The following is a 16,290-nucleotide window of genomic DNA, read 5'->3' on the forward strand; positions in this document are numbered from 1 at the left end:
CTGCAAAACAACCGCCGATCTCACAGCGCGCGCAAAATCTCCTGCAAGCCCGGCTCGGCCACCTGCGCGGCGGCCTCGGCGGGGCTCATCCAGACGCGCTTGCGCCGGCCCGCCTCGGGGTAGCGCTCGGCCAGCGCCTCGACCTCGAGCGCAAAGACCCGCACCTCGCAATGGATCGCGAGGCCGCCGTCCTGAACCTTCAGGTAACTGTAGCTGCCGAGCGTTTCGTGGCGCAGATGGCCGCGCACGCCGGCCTCCTCCCAGGCCTCTTGCGCCGCCGCGCCGCCGAGGCTGCGCCCCTTCATCGGCCAGCCCTTCGGGATCACATAGCGCCCGGTACCAAGCGAGGTGATGAGGAGAACCTGACGCTCCCCCTTGTGGCGGCGCAGGCACACCGCCCCCACCTGTAGATGGCGCGGCCGGAACCCGAAGAGCCCGGAGAGGAGCGTGCCGACCTTGGCGATCATCGCGCCTCCCAGGGCGCGCGGCCCTCCAAAAGCGCCCGCCCCGCCGCCACCGCCCGCGCGGCATAGGCGCGGCGGCGCGCATCGCCCGGCGCGGTGCGGCTCACCACCCAGCCCGCCGAGGCAAAGGCCCGCAGCGCCACGAAAAGCGGCAAGAGCGCCGCCTGATCCGCCGCAAGGGCCCGCTCGCCCCGATAGCCCGCGACAAGCGCCACCGCCTGCGCCCCCATCAGCGGGTCGCCAAAGCTCTGCACCAGCGCCGAGGCGAGGTCATAAAGCCGCCAACCCGGGCCGGAATCGTCGAAATCGATCAGCGTCAGCCCCGCCGGCCCGAGGATCACATTGCCGCGGATCACATCGGCATGGATCGGCCCGTAATCGCGCGCCTCGGCCAGCGTCTCGAAGGCCCGCCGCCGCGCCAGAAGGAGCAGGTTCGCCTCCGAGGGCGTGAGATCGGGATGCTCCCAGAACCGCCCCCAGCGCGGCGCCTCGCCCAAAAGGCCCTCGGCATCCCAGGCCGGGCGCCGCCCGCCCGGCGCCGCCCCCGCGTCGATCGCGTTATGGAGCCGCGCGATCAGCCCGCCCACTGCGCCCGCCTGCGCCAAAACCGCCGAGCCCGAGAGCGCATCCTCCGCCGCGCCGAGCGGCTCGCCCTCGACCCAAGCCACGCAAGACACCACCCGCCCCGGCAGCCCCGCCGTGAACCGCCCGTCAACCGCCCGGATCGGCGCCGCCACCGGCACCCCCGCCGCCGCCAGCGCCGCACACCAGCCAAGCTCCGCCTCGATGCCGCCGCGCCCCTGATAGCCCGGCCGGTGCAGCCGCAACGCCGCCCGAACCCCGCCCTGAAGCCGGGTCTCGAAAACCACATTCTCGCTTTGCCACACGAGCCGCAGCGGCGCACCCGCCGAGCCCCAGTAATAAAGCGCCTCGGCGGCGATCTCGGCGTCGGTCATGCCGGCATCTCCCGCAAGATCGCGTCAAGCGTCTCGACGAGCATCTCGGCGTTCTCGCGCGAAAACGGCATCGGCGGGCGCATCTTGAGGATATGCTGCGCGCGCCCGACCCGGCCGAGCAAGATCCCGCGCGCCTTCGCCGCCTCGACCACCCGGCCGCAGAAATCGCTCTGCGGCGCCCCCTCGCGGGCAAATTCGATCCCGAAAAAGAGCCCGAACCCGCGCGTGTCCGCGATCAGTGGGTGGTGCAATCCGCGCATCATTTCAAGCGCATAGGCGCCCACCTCGCGGGCGTTCTCGACCAGCCCTTCGTCCTCGATCACCTCGAGCGTGGCCAGCGCCGCGGCACAAGAAACCGGGTTGCCGCCGAAAGTGTTGAAATAGCCAAAGGCCTCGCGGAAGGCCGCCATCACATCGGGCCGCGTCACCACCGCGCCGACCGGATGGCCGTTCGCCATCGGCTTGCCAAGCGTGACGACATCGGGCGCAAACCCGATCAGCTCATGCCCCCACCACGCCGCGCCGACCCGGCCAAAGCCCGGCTGCACCTCGTCGCACAAGATCAGCCCGCCCGCGCGGCGCACCACCTCGACGGTCGGCGCCATGAACCCCGGCCCGACCCCGGGCGTGCCCTCATTGGCGAAGATCGGGCACAGCATCAGCCCCGCAAACCCATGCCCCGCCGCCTCCAGCTCCTCGATCGCGCGCGCCACCCCCGCCGCAAAGGCCTGCGCCTGCGCCGCGAGCGAACCGCCCAAGGGCGCAAGGCTGTCGGGCGCGGGCACGCGGCGCACATGGCCCGGATAGCCCCCGATCGGCGGACGCCGGGTCGACAGATGCGCAACCGCCGTCGTGTTGCCGTGATAGGTGTTGTCGGTCGCGATCAGCCCGGTCTTGCCGGTCACCGCCTGCGCCATGCGCAGCGCGACATCATTCGCCTCCGACCCCGTGCAGACCATGATCGCCTGGCTCAGATCATGCCCGAACTTTCCCGTAAGCCGTTCGATATAATCGAGAATCCCGCGATGCAGATAACGCGTATGGGTGTTGAGGGTGGCGGCCTGCGCGGCGATCGCCTCGACCACCTTCGGGTGACAATGGCCCAGATGCGCGACATTGTTGTAGCAATCGAGATAGCGCCGCCCCTCGGCATCCCAAAGCCACACCCCCTCGCCCCGCACGATCTCGACCGGGTCGTCATAGAAGGTGGGGACATTCGGCCCCATCAGCCGCGCGCGCCGCGCCAGAAGATCACTCGTCATCCCCCACCTTCCCGCGCAAGGCCTTGACCTCGCCGCGCTCCGTCTTCGCCTTGAGGCGCCGCCGCTGGCTGCCCGAGGTCGGCTTCGTCGCCACCCGCCGCTTCGGCGCCACCAGCGCCGCGCGGATCATCTCGGCCAGCCGCTCACGCGCGAGCTCGCGGTTGCGCACCTGGCTGCGGGTCTCCTCCGCCCGGATCACGATCGCCCCGTCCAGCGTCCATTTCCGCCCCGCAAGCCGCTTCAGCCGCGCCTTCACCGCCGGCGCAAGATGCGGGCTGCGCTCGGCCTCGAACCGCAGCTCGACCGCGGTCGAAACCTTGTTGACGTTCTGCCCCCCCGGCCCTTGCGACCGGGTGAAGCTCTCCGAGAGCTCCCAATCGGCAATCGCCAGCGTGTCGTTGATCCAAAGCATGACGCGACCCTAGCGCCCAAAGCGGAAAACGGAAGAGCTTTTCATCTTGCCCGAAATATCCCGGGGTGCGGGGCGGCGCCCCGCTCCTCAGGCCCGCAACCGCGCGCCGTCCTGCCCGAGGATCTCGACCTCCATCAACGTGCCCTCGGGCTGATCGGTGTCGAAGGCGACCTCGGTGAAAAACTCCGTCCGCCCGAGCCGCGCGCCCTCGGTCAACACCATCCGCCGCGCGCCGACCTCCGCCGCCAGATGCCGCCCGAGCGCCGCCTCCCCCGCCGCCCGCAGCCGCGCCGCGCGCTCCTTGATCGCCGGCCCCGGCACCCGCGGCATCCGCGCCGCCGGCGTGCCCTTGCGCGCCGAATAGGGGAAGACATGCAGGAAGGTCAGCCCACAGTCCTCGACCAGCTTGAGCGAGTTCTCGAACATCGCCTCGGTCTCGGTCGGGAACCCCGCGATGATATCGGCGCCGAACACGATCCCCGGCCGCAGCCGCCGCGCCTCCTCGCAAAACGCGATCGCATCGTCGCGCAGGTGCCGCCGCTTCATCCGCTTCAGGATCATGTCGTCGCCATGCTGCAAGCTCAGATGCAGATGCGGCATCAGCCGCGGCTCGGTCGCAATCGCCAGCATCAGATTCTCATCGGCCTCGATACTGTCGATCGAGCTGATCCGCAGGCGCGCGAGATCGGGCACCAGCCGCAAGATCCGCATCACGAGATCGCCAAGCCGCGGCGTGCCCGGCAGATCGGCGCCCCACGAGGTCAGATCGACCCCGGTCAACACCACCTCGTTGAACCCCCGCCCGACGAGGCGCTTGATCTGCTCGACCACCACCCCCGCCGGCACCGAGCGCGAATTGCCCCGCCCGAAGGGGATGATGCAGAAGGTGCAGCGGTGATCGCAGCCGTTTTGCACCTGCACATAGGCGCGGTGCCGGCCAAAACCGTCGATCAGGTGCCCCGCGGTTTCCTTCACCGCCATGATGTCGTCGACCGTGACCTTCTCGGTCTCGCCGATGAAATCGGGGCCCGCCCGCTCGGCGCGGATCCCCGCCCAGGTCTCGGCCTGCATCTTCTCGTGGTTGCCGATCACCCGGGTGACCTCGGGCATCGCGGCGAAGGTCTCGGGCTCGGTCTGCGCCGCGCAGCCGGTCACGATCACCGCCGCGCCGGGGTTCTCGCGCGCGAGGCGCCGGATCTCCTGCTTGGCCTTGCGCACCGCCTCCGCCGTCACCGCGCAGGTGTTGACCACCACCGCGCCCTCGAGGCCCGCAGCCACTGAGAGCTCCTTCATCGCCTCCGTCTCATAGGCGTTGAGACGGCAGCCGAGCGTGGAAAAGACGGGCGGTTTCATAGGCTTGCCAGAAATGCGGGGGTCAGCGACCCGGTAAAGACATGCGCCGTCGGCCCGGTCATCCAGACCCCATCCTCGCGCCAGTCGATCTCGAGCCGGCCACCATCGACATCGACCATCACCCGCCGCCCGGTCAGCCCTTTGAGATGCGCCGCCACCGCGGTCGCGCAGGTGCCCGAACCGCAAGCCAGCGTGATCCCCGCGCCGCGCTCCCAGACCCGCATCCGCAGATGATCGGGCCCGAGAAGCGAGGCAAATTCGACATTCGTGCGCTCGGGGAAGAGCGGATCCTGCTCGATCCGGGGCCCCTCGCCCGCCACATCGACCGCCTCGGCATCCGCGACGAAAAAGATGCAATGCGGGTTGCCCATGCCCACCGCGACCGGCCCGCCCGCGAGCGGCAGCGCCATCGGATCCCCCGCCACGGGAATCGCCGCCGCCTCGAGAATCGGCGCGCCCATGTTCACCGAGACGAGCCCGTCGGCGCGCCGCCGCGCCGCGAGCCGCCCCCGCGCGGTCACCAGTTCAACCGAATCGCGGCCGAGCTCGCGCATCATGTAATCGCTCACGCAGCGCGTGGCATTGCCGCAAGCCCCCGCCATCGATCCATCGGAATTCCAGAATTCCAGTTTGAAATCAGCCCCTTCGGCGGGTTTGATCACCGCAAGCTGATCAAAGCCCACGCCGCGATGGCGGTCACCGAGCGCGCGCGCGAGCGCAGGCGTGACCGGGTCCGCGCCAAAGCGCGCATCGATCACCACGAAATCATTGCCGAGCCCATGCATCTTGAAGAAGGCAAGTCCGGCGGCGGGGAGGGGCTGGTTTTCCATGGCCGCGATATAAGCCCGCGCCGAAATTTTTTCCAGTCGTCGAAATTTTCTCTCGATTCTCCCTTGACCCCTCCGGCCCGGCCCTTTAGAGAGCCGCACACGACGCGCCTCGGCCCGCCGCAGAAAGTTTCGCCCCCGGGCGACGCCGGATGCGAAAAGCCAAGGTCTTGCCCCGAAAGGGAAAATGGGGAAACCCAGCGTCGCGCAGAGAAGTGGGCCGTTAGCTCAGTTGGTAGAGCAACTGACTTTTAATCAGTGGGTCGCAGGTTCGAATCCTGCACGGCTCACCACTCTCCCCCCCTGACATCACTGATTTCCGCCTGACGGCGCCCCGCCTCAGCGCAGGCTCGGCACCGCCCCTTTCGGCGCGCCCATGTCGGAAACGCCCATCCGCAGCCCCTGGCCGATGCGATGCGCGAGCGCCGACCAGCCCGCCGCGGCCTCGGGGCTCAGTTCGGCGCGCAGAACCGCGTCGAAGGCGCCCAGCCAATCGGGGAAATGCCCGGGCGCGACATTGCCCGCGCGGCGATGCGCCATCATCGGCGAGCCCTCATAGCCCGGCTTGTGCAAGATCGCGCCCTTCCAGAACCGCGCGATCTTGGCCTCATGCGCGGGCCAGTCGCCGACATGGGCGGCGAAGATCGGCGCGAGCTCGGGGTGGGCGCGCACGCGCATGTAGAACCGCGCGACGACGCGGTCGATCTCGGCCTCGGTGATCTCGAAACGAGGGGGCGGCAGGGTGGTCATCGCGGTCTCCTTTGGCGCGGAGGTAGCGCGCCGCCCCCGCCCCGGCAACCGGGCGGAATGTCTCAGCCCTCGCCGAAGAGCTCGCCCTGCGGCGCGCCGGGCGCGGGCGGCGCCTCGAGCCCGAGATGGCGCCAGGCGCGCGCGCCGAGCATCCGCCCGCGCGGGGTGCGCGCGACGAGGCCCTGTTGCAGGAGGTAGGGCTCGATCACCTCTTCGATCGCATCGCGCGATTCGGAGAGCGCGGCCGAGAGCGTCTCGACCCCCACCGGCCCGCCGCCGTAATGCTCGGCCATCAGCCCGAGATAGCGCCGGTCGGCGCCGTCGAGCCCGAGGTGATCGACGCCGAGCCGGGTCAGCGCGCGATCCGCGATCGCGCGGGTCAGCCGGCCATCGCCCTCGACCAGCGCGAAATCGACGACCCGGCGCAGGAGCCGCCCGGCAATCCGCGGCGTGCCGCGCGCGCGGCGCGCGATCTCGCGGGTGCCGGCGGGGTCTGCGGGGACCCCGAGGAGGCGTGCGCCGCGCGCCACGATCAGGTCGAGCTCATCCTCGGTGTAGAATTGCAGCCGGGTGGGGATGCCGAAGCGGTCGCGCAGCGGCGTGGTGAGCAGGCCCAGACGCGTGGTCGCGCCGACGAGGGTGAAGGGTTGCAGCTCGATACGCACGGTGCGCGCCGCCGGGCCCTCGCCGATCACGAGGTCGAGCTCGAAATCCTCCATCGCGGGGTAGAGCACCTCTTCGACGGCGGGGTTTAGGCGGTGGATCTCGTCGATGAAGAGCACATCGCGCGCCTCGAGGTTCGTCAGGATCGCGGCGAGATCGCCCGCCTTGGCCAGAACCGGGCCCGAGGTCATCTTGAAATTGACGCCAAGTTCGCGCGCCATGATCTGCGCGAGCGTGGTCTTGCCGAGGCCGGGGGGGCCGTGGAACAGCGTGTGATCCATCGCCTGGCCGCGCATCTTGGCGCTTTCGATGAAGACGCGCAGGTTGGCGCGGGCCTCGGCCTGGCCCACGAACTCCTCGAGCGCCTGCGGGCGCAGGGCGCGGTCTGCGTCCTCGGGCAGGCGGTCGGGGCGCAGCGTCGGGTCGGGCTCGGTCATCGCTCAGGGGTCTCTGTGGGGCGGGCGGCGACGGGGGCTCTGCCCCCGCACCCCCGGGATATTTCCGGCAAGATGAAGGGATCAGTCCTTCGGCGCAAGCAGGCGCAGCGCCGCGCGGATCAGTTTGGCGGTATCGGTGGCCTCGGGGTTTTCGCTGGCCTCGGCCACGGCGGCGGCGGCCTCGGCGGGGGCATAGCCGAGGTTGGTGAGCGCCGAGAGCGCCTCGGCGGTGAAATTCACCTTGGGCGCGGCGGCGGGGCGGGTGCGGGGTTTGGGGGCGGGCTCGATCAGCTCATCGGAGGGCGCGGCATCGACGGTGAGCGCGCCGCCCATCGCCATCACGGTGGGCGCCTTGTCCTTGAGCTCCATCACCACGCGCTGCGCGAGTTTCGGGCCGACGCCGGGGGCCGATTTCACCGCTGCCCAATCGCCCAGCGCGATCGCACGGCCGAGGCCCTCGGGCCCGAGCGTGCCGAGGATGGCGAGCGAGGCTTTCGCGCCGATGCCTTGGACCGAGGTCAGGAGGCGGTGCCATTCCTTCTCGTAGAGGCTCTGGAAGCCGAAGAGCTGGAGCAGATCCTCGCGCACGAGGAGGTCGGTGTAGAGCGCGCAGGCCTCGCCGACCGGGGGCAGGGATTGGGCCGTGCGGGCCGAGACATACACGATATAGCCAACGCCGCGCACATCGATCATCACATGATCCATCGCGCGGTGGAGGATGACGCCGGCGAGACGGCCGATCATGCGCCCGCCCTCCGCGCCGAATAGGCCCCCGCCGTGCGGCCGAGCTGCGCGGCATTGGCGCGGCGGGCCGATTGCAGGTGATGGGCGTGGCAGATCGCGATGGCGAGGGCATCGGCCGCATCGGGGCCTTCGAAGACCACGCCGGGGAGCTGATGGCGGACCATATGCTGCACCTGGGTCTTGTCGGCATGGCCCACGCCCACGACCGCCTTCTTGACCGCGTTGGGGGCATATTCGCCGACCGCGAGCCCCGCCTGCGCGGGCGCGAGCAGCGCGATCCCCCGCGCCTGGCCGAGCTTCAGCGTCGCCACCGCATCCTTGTTCACGAAGGTCTGCTCGACCGCCGCGGCCTCTGGCGCATGGGCGGCGATCACCGCCGTGAGGCCGGCATGGAGCGCCACGAGCCGCAGCGCCAGATCCTCGCCCGCCGAATGGATCACCCCATTCGCGACATGGCTCAGCCGCGAGCCGGTCATCTCGATCACCCCCCAGCCGAGGTTGCGCAACCCCGGATCGATCCCGATCACCCGCATCTGCCCGCCCTTTCGTTTCGTTCCCGCAGGATTAGCACGAAAAGAGAACATCGGGAAGGCGCGATCGCTCAGCTTTCGGATTTCTCGCGCGAAAAGAGGCCGGTAAGGGCGCGCGAGGTCAGGTTCGTGACGCGCGGGCGGGCGAGCGCGCGGAACGGCAAGGGCCGGCAGACCTCGATCGCGGCGAGGCCCACCCGCGCGGTCAGCGCGCCGTTCACCACCCCCTCGCCGAAGCGGCGCGAGAGTTTCGAGAAGAGATGCCCGCCGGTCACCGTCTCGATCAGGTCATCGCCCGCCGCGACCGCGCCGGTGGCGACGAGATGGGTCATCACCGCGCGCGCGAGGCGCAGGCTGCCGAGGCTGCCGGCGCGGCCGCCGTAAAGCTCGGCCACGCGGCGGATCATCCGCAAATTCGCGGTCAGTGCGGCGAAGACATCGGCCAGCGCGAGCGGCACGAGCGCGGTCGTCGTCGCCACGATCCGCGCCGCCGCCTCGACCTCGCGGCGCGCAGCGGCGTCGATCGGCGCCATCAGCTCGGTCTCGGCAAGGCGCAAGAGCGTGTCGGCGTCGAGCTCCTCGGCGCCGCGCTCCTTGAGACGCGCGCGCGCCCAATCGAACTCGGCCCGCCCCGCGTAAAGCCCCGAGACCTGCGCCACCACCCGCCGCGCCGCCGCCAGATCGCCGCTATCGGCCGCCACCAGCGCCGCCTTGTGCACCCGATCAAGCCGTTTGAGCCGCGCAAACGCCGCAAGCTCGCGCGCCGCAAGGAGCGCCGCCGCGAGCAAGAACGCCCCGAAGAGCCCCGTCGCCACCCAGCCCAGCACCGGGTTCGCGGCAAAGAGCCCCTCGACGAAGCGCCAGGCCGCGACCGAGGCGAGAAAGCCCACGAGCGCCGCCGCCGCCTGCCAGAAGAACCGCCCGAGCCTTGAGGGCGGGCGCGCCGCGATCCGCACCGCGGCCTGCATCGCGCGGCCCTCGGGCGCGGCCTCTGGCACCGGCGGCGCCTCCGCCGGCGAGGCGGGCGCGGCCTCGAGCTCGATCAAGACGGGTTTGTCGCTCATATCTTGTCCCCGATCAGAAATTGCGCCGCGCGGTCGAGCCGGATATGCGGCGGCCCCTCGCCCGGGCGCAGCACGACCGGCGCGGGCGCGAAATCCATGATCGCGAAATCGGCGTCGAGCCAGCGCGGCGCGCCCTCGCGCGCGGGGCCGAGAAGCTGGGCGGGCTGCTCGGGCAGGCTGCCCGGGTAAAGCGCGACCGAGCGGCCATCGGTGAGCCGCCCGCGCAGCGCATCGAGCGCGGCGCCCTGATGGGTGAGCACCTCCTCGGTCGTGGTGCGCAGGCTCGCGATCGCCATCGCCGCGGTCTCGGCGCCGGCGAAATCGGCGCGGTCCTTGGCCTCGCGCAACAGCGCCGCGGTGATCGCGGCGAGGCGGGCGTGCTGGCTGTGATGCAAATGGTCGGCCTTGGTCGCGGCGAAGAGGATCCGCTCGACCCGCTTGCCCCCCAGCAGCGAGGCGAGAAACCCCGAGGCGCCGGGCCGGAAGGCCGCCAGCACCCCCGCCATCGTGGCGCGCAGATCCTCGAGCGCGGCAGGCCCGGCGTGGATCGCGCCGAGCACATCGACGAGCACCACCTGCCGGTCGATCCGCGCGAAATGATCGCGGAAGAAGGGCCGCACGACCTCGCGTTTGTAGGCGTCATAGCGGCGCGCCATCTCGCGGCCGAGCGAGCCCTTCGGCCACTCGCCCGGGGGCAGCGGCGCGAAGGTCAGAACCGGCGAGCCGGCAAGCTCGCCGGGCAGCAGGAACCGCCCCGGCGAGCAATCCGAGAACCCGGCCGCGCGGGCGGCCTCGAGATGGGCGGTGAAGGGCTCGGCCAGCGCCTTCGCGGCGGGCTCGGTGAAGGGCGCAGCCAGATCCGCCGCGCCGAGCGCCGCGAGATACTTCGCGCCGCCCGGCCGCGCGGCGATCCGCGCGAGCACGCCCGCCGACCAATTCGCAAAGCTGCGGTCCATCAGCCCCAGATCGAGCAGCCACTCGCCCGGATAATCGACGATATCGAGATGCACCGTGCGCATCCCGCGCAAGCCCCCAAGCACCCCCGAGGGCGCCACCCGGAAGCTCAGCCGCAGTTCGGAGACCGCCCGCGTGCCCTCGGGCCAATGCGGCGCGGGGCCGGTCAGCGCGGCCAGATGGCTCTCGTAATCGAAGCGCGGCACGGTGTCGTCGGGCTGCGGCTGCAAGAACGCCGCGCGGATCGCGCCCGCGTCGACCAGCCCCGGCATCCGCCCCCGGTCAAGCAGGTTCGCGACCAGCGAGGTGATGAACACCGTCTTCCCCGCGCGCGAAAGCCCCGTCACCCCGAGCCGGATCACCGGTTCGAACAGCGTCTCGGAGACCGAGGCGCCCAGCCCCTCGAGGCTGCGCGTCAGGCCGTCGGCAAGGTCGGAAAGTCCCAAGTTCTGCGCCCTTTCATGCTCCTGCCCCGAAGATAGGCGCGCGGGGGGCGAATTGTTAGGGGGAAGCGCGCGCCGCTTGCAGCACGGCCCGCCCCGCGCTATGGGCGGCTATGCCGAGATTTGCGCTCAAGATCGAATATGACGGGGCCCCGTTTGCCGGATGGCAGCGGCAGGCCGATCAGGCTTCCGTGCAGGGCGCGGTGGAGGCCGCGCTCGGCCGGCTCGAGCCCGGAGCGCATACGATCGCGGCGGCGGGGCGCACGGATGCGGGCGTGCATGCCACCGCGCAGGTCGCGACCGTCGATCTCGCCAAGGATTGGGACCCGTTTCGCCTCTCGGAGGCGCTGAACTTCCACCTCAAGCCCGCGCCCGTCGCAATCCTCGCCGCGGCGCGGGTGGCGGAGAATTTCCACGCCCGCTTCTCGGCCCAGGAGCGGCGCTATCTCTTCCGCCTCGTGCAGCGCCGCGCGCCGATGGTGCATGAGCGCGGCCGGGTCTGGCAGGTCCTGAACCCGCTCGACGCAAGCGCGATGCGCGCAGGCGCGGCCCATCTCGTCGGGCATCACGATTTCACAACCTTCCGCAGCTCGATCTGTCAGGCGGCGAGCCCGGTGAAGACCCTCGACGAGATCCGCATCGAGGAGCTCGAGATCCCGCACGGGCGCGAATTCCGCTTCTACCTGCGCGCGCGCAGCTTCCTGCACAACCAGGTGCGCTCGATCGTGGGCACGTTGGAGCGGGTGGGCGCGGGGGCTTGGGCGCCGGGCGATGTCGCCGCGGCGCTGGCCGCGCGCGACCGCGCCGCCTGCGGGCCCGTCTGCCCGCCGCAAGGGCTCTACCTGAGCGGCGTCAGCTACGAGACCGACCCTTTCGCCTGATCACTCGGCCGGTTTTTCCAGCGCCTTGCGGGCCTTGGCGATCTGCATCTGCACCGCCTCGGCGGGCAGGCTCTGCGGGTTATATTCCCGCACCGCCCGCGCCACGACCTCGATCACCGCCGCCTCGCCGCCCTGCTCGAGCGCCTCGCGCAGATCACGCAGCGCCGCCGCCATCTCGATCTCGGAAAGGCTGTCCTCGCGCACGCGGATGATCTTGGGGTGCGCGGTGGTCTGCGCGCCCTTGCGCACCATCAGCTCCTCATGGAGCTTCTCGCCCGGGCGCATCCCGGTGGTGACGATCTCGATATCGCCATTGGGGTTCTCGGCGTCGCGCACGGTATAGCCCGCCGCCTTGATCAGCCGCCGCGCCAGATCGCCGATGCGGATCGGCTTGCCCATGTCGAGCACGAAGACCTCGCCGCCCTCGGCGAAACTGCCCGCCAGCAGCACCAGCCGCGCCGCCTCCTGCATGGTCATGAAATAGCGCGTCACCCGCTCATCGGTGAGCGTGATCGGCCCGCCGCGCGCGATCTGGCCCTGAAAGAGCGGCAGCACCGAACCCGAGGAGCCGAGCACATTGCCAAAGCGCACGATCGAGAAGATCGTCCGGTTCGAGCGCGCCGAGAGATCTTGCACGATCAGCTCCGCCATCCGCTTCGAGGCGCCCATCAGGTTGCCCGGCCGCACCGCCTTGTCCGAGGAGACGAGCACGAAGCGCTTCACCCCCGCCTCGCGCGCCTCACGCGCAAGAACCGCGGTGCCCAGCACGTTGTTGGCAAGCCCCGCGCGCGCGTTCATCTCGACCAGCGGCACATGTTTGTAAGCTGCCGCATGCAGCACCACGTCGATCCGGTGGGCGGCCAGAACCTGCGCCACCTGCACCCCGTCGGCGATCGTGCCGAGCACCGGGACGATCTCGCAGCCCACCGTCTCGGCCAGGAGCCGCATCTCCGCCTCGGCGGTATAAAGCGCAAGCTCGGAGAGCTCGAAGAGCACCAGTTTCGCCGGCCGGCAGGCCAGCACCTGACGGCAAAGCTCAAGCCCGATCGACCCGCCCCCGCCGGAAATCAGCACATTCGCGCCCCGATAGGCCGCGCAGCCGGAGCTCAGCGCCTCATCGAGCGGGTCGCGCGCCAAAAGCGCCGCGGGGCCTGTCGGCATCAGCTTGCCCATCAGCTCCTCGCCGCCCAGAAGCTGCGCGAAGGAGGGCAGCGTCTGCACCTCGACCCCGAGCTTCTCCAGCCGCTTCGAGATGAAGCTCTGCTTGTCGAACGACACCGAAGGCATCGCCAGGATCACCCGGTTGATCTTGTAGGTCTCCATGACCTTTTGCACATGCACCCCGGGGTAAACCGGCAGGCCGTTCACCGTCATCCCGTGCAGCGTGGCGTTATCGTCGAGAAAGGCATAGGCCATGATCTGCGGGTGCTGGCGCAGCTCGGTGGCGAGCGTGAGCCCGGTGCGCCCCGCGCCATAGATCGCCACCCGCGTCACCACATGCGAGCGCAGGTAGATCTCGGTGAGCACCCAATACATCGCATGGCGCGCCAGGAAATAGCCGACGAAATAGACCAGCGCGAAGACCACATGAAAGCCGAGCGCCATGCCGTTTTCGCTGATCCCCGAGAGCAGGAAGGAAAACAGCCCCAGCAGCGCCGAGAGCCCCGCCGTGCGCCCGATCGCGCCGCCCGCGTAATCCTTCAGCCGCACCCGGCTGAGCCCGAGCATCACGCTCAGCGCGCCCGCCGCGAACATCAGGATCGGCAAGAAGCCCCAGTGCTCGGCCAGCGCGCGCACCAGCCCCTCACCACCATCATGTTGCAGCAAGATCGCCGAGGCAAAGGCCACCGGCACCAGCAAGATATCCGAGGCCAGCAAAAGCCGGGTCTTCTGGCTGCGGGTCAGAGAGATTACCTTGCGGATCATTCGACAACCAATTCCATCGGGCGGGCCCCGACCAGCCCGGCCAAGCTAACCCGCCACAGTCTTTCAATCAACATGCTGCGCCTGCGAAAGGCGGAAATCAGCTCAAAACGCGCTTAATCGTGCGGCAAACAAGCACAAAATCGAAGCAAACGGAAGCATGATCGCGATACATCAGGTCGAGCCGGGCCTTGGCGGGGATGCATTTTTCGCAATAGACCCGGTCGGTCTCCTCCGGCGTGGTGCAGCGTTTGAGCAGCCATTCCTCGTGGCGGTGATAATAAAGCGAGGCGATGCCGGTGGCGCCGGGGGGCGTTTGGAGCACCTCGGCGTAAACCTCGGGGAAGCGCTCGACATATTCGCGCAAGGGTGCGCGCGGCCCGACAAAGCTCAGATCGCCCTTGAAAATGTTCCAAAGCTGCGGGAGCTCGTCGCCGCGGGTCTTGCGCAGGATCCGCCCGATCCGGGTGATCCGCGCGGCCTTGTCGCCGCCGGAAACGCCCGCGTCGCCCTCGACCACCGTCATCGTGCGGAACTTCCACAGCCGGAAGCTCTTGGTCGGGCTTTTCATCCGCTCGGCGGCGTAGAAATAGGGCCGCCCCTCGGTGAACATCAGCGTGACGAGCACCACGAGCATCAGCGTGAGCAGGATCGGCGCGAGGATCACCGCGAGCGCGAGGTCGAAGAGGCGTTTGGCAAGGCGGCGGGTCGGGGTCATCTCAACTCTCGGGATCGGGCAGGGACATCAGATCGGCAATCAGCGCGGGCGCGCGCACCGGCGCCTCGGGCACAAGGCCAAGCGCCACCGCGCGCGCGCAATCGAGCGCGACCTCCGCGATCGCGCCGGGCGGCGCGGGGCGCGCGGTGTAAGGCGCGCCGGCGGCCGTGAGCAGCGCCTCCATCGCCACCGTGCCGGGCAGCGCGAGGTTGATCACCGCAGGCAGATCGGCCCCCGCCGCCGCAAGCCGGGTGAGCCGCGCCAGCGCCCGGGCCAAGGCCTGCGGCCCGATATAGGCGCGGCGCGGGCCGATCCCGTCGGCGAAGATATCGAGCCCCCGCCCGCCCTCGGGCGCAGCCCGCCCCAAAAGCGCATCCGCCCCCGCGACATTGCCGATCCGGAGGATCACAATGCCCGGCCGCCCGCCACAGGCCGCCTCCATCGCCGCCTTCGCCGCCCCGTAAGGCGCCGCGGGCGCCAGCGCATCGCCCTCGGCCCAGCCCTCCGGCCCGGGCGGGGCGCCCGCGCCATAAACCGCCGCCGAGGAGGCCAGAAACACCGGCCGGCCCGCCGCTTCGGCCGCCGCCACCGCCGCCTCGGCCAGGGTGACGTTCAGCGACAACGCCTTCGCATCGCCCGCCGTCACCCCCGAAAGACACAAGATCACATCCGCCGCCCGCGCCGCCGCCGCGAGCGCCTCGGGCTCGGCCAAGGGATCAACCCGCAGCCAATCCCCCGCCCCCGGCGCCGCCCCGCGCGTCTGCCAGACCGGCGCGATCCCGGCCTCGGCCCCGCCCCCCCAGGCCCGGCGCAAGAGCCCACCAAGCCGCCCCGTCCCTCCAAGGATCAACAGGCGCGGCACAGGCGGGGGCGAAATCAGGGCGCTCATCGGCTCTCCGGGTCAAACTCGCCCCCTCCTACCACCCCGCCCCGCCCCGCGCGAGCCGTTTTGACACCGATACAATCGCGCCGCTGGACCTCGCCCGCCCCCGGTGCTTAGATCGCCGCCACTCAAGGAGGCCCCCATGTCTTTCGGCAAGAATATCCGCACGTTTTTCGAAGGTCAGTGGCACGAAGGCGATATCCCCGTCATGCGCGCCGCCGATCATGGCATCTGGCAAGGCAGCTCGGTCTTCGACGGCGCCCGGCTCTTCGACGGCCTCGCCCCCGATCTCGAGGCCCATTGCGCCCGCACCAACCGCTCGGCCGAGGCGCTGATGATCACGCCGACCGTCGCTCCCGAGGAGATGGTCGCGATCGCCCGCGAGGGCCTGCGCAAATATGCGCCCGGCGCGGCGGTCTATGTCCGGCCGATGTATTGGGCGCTCAACGGCTCCGATCTCGGCGTCGCGCCGGCGATGGGCGCCACGGGCTTCGCGCTCTGCCTCGAAGAGGTGCCGATGCCCGACCCGGAGGTCGCGACCACGCTGACCACCACCTCCTTCCGCCGCCCGGTTCTGGCCGATAACGTCTGCAACGCGAAAGCGGGCTGCCTCTACCCCAACAACGCGCGTATGCTCGTCGAAGCGAACCGCAAGGGCTTTGGCAACGCGCTGGTGCAAGATGCGATGGGCAATGTCGCCGAAACCGCCACCGCCAACGTCTGGATGGTCAAGGACGGCGAGTATTTCACCCCGGTCGCGAACGGCACCTTCCTCGCCGGGCTGACCCGCAAACGGGTCATGGGCCTGCTGCGCGCGGCCGGCGAGACGGTGCACGAGGCGGTGCTGACGCTCGAGGATTTCCGCAGCGCCGATGAGATCTTCCTGACCGGCAACTTCGCGAAAGTCACCGCCGTCAAGGCCTTCGACGACCGGACCTATGCCCATGGCCCCGCCACCCGCAAGGCGCGCGAGGTCTATATGGAGTGGGCGCTGACCCAGCCGCTCTGATTTCTCTTTGCCAAAGC

At 70.1% G+C, this 16,290-nt stretch carries 17 protein-coding genes and 1 tRNA gene; 3 read left to right on the forward strand and 15 right to left on the reverse strand.

The annotated features are described in order from the left end of the window. Positions 1–20: 20 nt before the first annotated feature. The 6 genes from LPB142_RS14445 to dapF form a co-directional block, all read right to left on the reverse strand. Complete coding sequence (locus LPB142_RS14445) at positions 21–467, reverse strand: NUDIX hydrolase (RefSeq protein WP_071166780.1); 447 nt, start codon at positions 465–467, stop codon at positions 21–23. After that, positions 464–1,420, reverse strand: a complete 957-nt coding sequence (locus tag LPB142_RS14450; protein WP_071166781.1) for a phosphotransferase enzyme family protein — start codon at positions 1,418–1,420, stop codon at positions 464–466. The genes LPB142_RS14445 and LPB142_RS14450 overlap by 4 nt, the downstream gene beginning before the upstream one ends. Beyond that, positions 1,417–2,682 carry an aspartate aminotransferase family protein gene (locus LPB142_RS14455; protein ID WP_071166782.1) on the reverse strand — a complete coding sequence of 422 codons (1,266 nt, stop codon included), beginning with the start codon at positions 2,680–2,682 and terminating at the stop codon, positions 1,417–1,419. Before LPB142_RS14455 ends, LPB142_RS14450 begins: the two co-directional genes overlap by 4 nt. Beyond that, positions 2,672–3,094: an alternative ribosome rescue aminoacyl-tRNA hydrolase ArfB gene (gene arfB, locus LPB142_RS14460; RefSeq protein ID WP_071166783.1), complete on the reverse strand. Its 423-nt coding sequence runs from the start codon at positions 3,092–3,094 to the stop codon at positions 2,672–2,674. The genes LPB142_RS14455 and arfB overlap by 11 nt, the downstream gene beginning before the upstream one ends. Positions 3,095–3,181: 87 nt before the next feature. Continuing rightward, on the reverse strand, positions 3,182–4,447 hold the full coding sequence (gene mtaB / locus LPB142_RS14465; protein WP_071166784.1) for a tRNA (N(6)-L-threonylcarbamoyladenosine(37)-C(2))-methylthiotransferase MtaB: 1,266 nt from the start codon (positions 4,445–4,447) through the stop codon (positions 3,182–3,184). Beyond that, positions 4,444–5,277 carry a diaminopimelate epimerase gene (dapF, locus tag LPB142_RS14470; RefSeq protein WP_071166785.1) on the reverse strand — a complete coding sequence of 278 codons (834 nt, stop codon included), beginning with the start codon at positions 5,275–5,277 and terminating at the stop codon, positions 4,444–4,446. The genes mtaB and dapF overlap by 4 nt, the downstream gene beginning before the upstream one ends. Positions 5,278–5,491: 214 nt before the next feature. Here dapF and LPB142_RS14475 point away from each other — a divergent pair. Further along, positions 5,492–5,567, forward strand: a tRNA-Lys gene (locus tag LPB142_RS14475). 46 nt (positions 5,568–5,613) lie between these two features. Here the strand turns inward: LPB142_RS14475 and LPB142_RS14480 are convergent. From LPB142_RS14480 to LPB142_RS14505, 6 genes are all read right to left on the reverse strand, one after another. Then, on the reverse strand, positions 5,614–6,024 hold the full coding sequence (locus LPB142_RS14480; RefSeq protein ID WP_071166786.1) for a group III truncated hemoglobin: 411 nt from the start codon (positions 6,022–6,024) through the stop codon (positions 5,614–5,616). Positions 6,025–6,086: 62 nt separating this feature from the next. Then, on the reverse strand, positions 6,087–7,124 hold the full coding sequence (ruvB, locus tag LPB142_RS14485; protein ID WP_071166787.1) for a Holliday junction branch migration DNA helicase RuvB: 1,038 nt from the start codon (positions 7,122–7,124) through the stop codon (positions 6,087–6,089). 81 nt (positions 7,125–7,205) lie between these two features. Continuing rightward, on the reverse strand, positions 7,206–7,868 hold the full coding sequence (ruvA, locus tag LPB142_RS14490) for a Holliday junction branch migration protein RuvA (protein ID WP_071166788.1): 663 nt from the start codon (positions 7,866–7,868) through the stop codon (positions 7,206–7,208). After that, positions 7,865–8,401 carry a crossover junction endodeoxyribonuclease RuvC gene (gene ruvC, locus LPB142_RS14495; RefSeq protein WP_068765388.1) on the reverse strand — a complete coding sequence of 179 codons (537 nt, stop codon included), beginning with the start codon at positions 8,399–8,401 and terminating at the stop codon, positions 7,865–7,867. The genes ruvA and ruvC overlap by 4 nt, the downstream gene beginning before the upstream one ends. Before the next feature lie 68 nt (positions 8,402–8,469). Further along, entirely contained in the window at positions 8,470–9,462 is a 993-nt protein-coding gene (locus LPB142_RS14500; protein ID WP_068765389.1) for a YcjF family protein, read from the reverse strand. Next, entirely contained in the window at positions 9,459–10,862 is a 1,404-nt protein-coding gene (locus tag LPB142_RS14505; RefSeq protein WP_068765390.1) for a YcjX family GTP-binding protein, read from the reverse strand. The genes LPB142_RS14500 and LPB142_RS14505 overlap by 4 nt, the downstream gene beginning before the upstream one ends. A gap of 110 nt (positions 10,863–10,972) precedes the next feature. Here LPB142_RS14505 and truA point away from each other — a divergent pair, with 110 nt between their 5' ends. Then, a complete protein-coding gene (gene truA, locus LPB142_RS14510) occupies positions 10,973–11,740 on the forward strand; it encodes a tRNA pseudouridine(38-40) synthase TruA (protein ID WP_071166789.1) in 768 nt (255 codons plus the stop codon). Here truA and LPB142_RS14515 read toward each other — a convergent pair whose 3' ends face one another. The 3 genes from LPB142_RS14515 to LPB142_RS14525 form a co-directional block, all read right to left on the reverse strand. Further along, positions 11,741–13,666, reverse strand: coding sequence for a nucleoside-diphosphate sugar epimerase/dehydratase (locus LPB142_RS14515; protein ID WP_071166790.1), 1,926 nt, complete (start codon positions 13,664–13,666; stop codon positions 11,741–11,743). A 97-nt stretch (positions 13,667–13,763) separates the two neighbouring features. Beyond that, the gene (locus LPB142_RS14520; protein ID WP_071166791.1) at positions 13,764–14,381 is read right to left on the reverse strand and encodes a sugar transferase; all 618 of its coding nucleotides are present in this window, start codon (positions 14,379–14,381) and stop codon (positions 13,764–13,766) included. Between the two features lies 1 nt (position 14,382). Then, complete coding sequence (locus tag LPB142_RS14525; RefSeq protein ID WP_071166792.1) at positions 14,383–15,270, reverse strand: NAD-dependent epimerase/dehydratase family protein; 888 nt, start codon at positions 15,268–15,270, stop codon at positions 14,383–14,385. A gap of 136 nt (positions 15,271–15,406) precedes the next feature. Between LPB142_RS14525 and LPB142_RS14530 the strand changes: the two genes are divergently transcribed. Next, positions 15,407–16,273, forward strand: a complete 867-nt coding sequence (locus LPB142_RS14530) for a branched-chain amino acid aminotransferase (RefSeq protein WP_071166793.1) — start codon at positions 15,407–15,409, stop codon at positions 16,271–16,273. Positions 16,274–16,290 lie beyond the last annotated feature (17 nt).

This window comes from Rhodobacter xanthinilyticus (assembly GCF_001856665.1).
Taxonomy (GTDB): Bacteria; Pseudomonadota; Alphaproteobacteria; order Rhodobacterales; family Rhodobacteraceae; genus Rhodobacter; species Rhodobacter xanthinilyticus.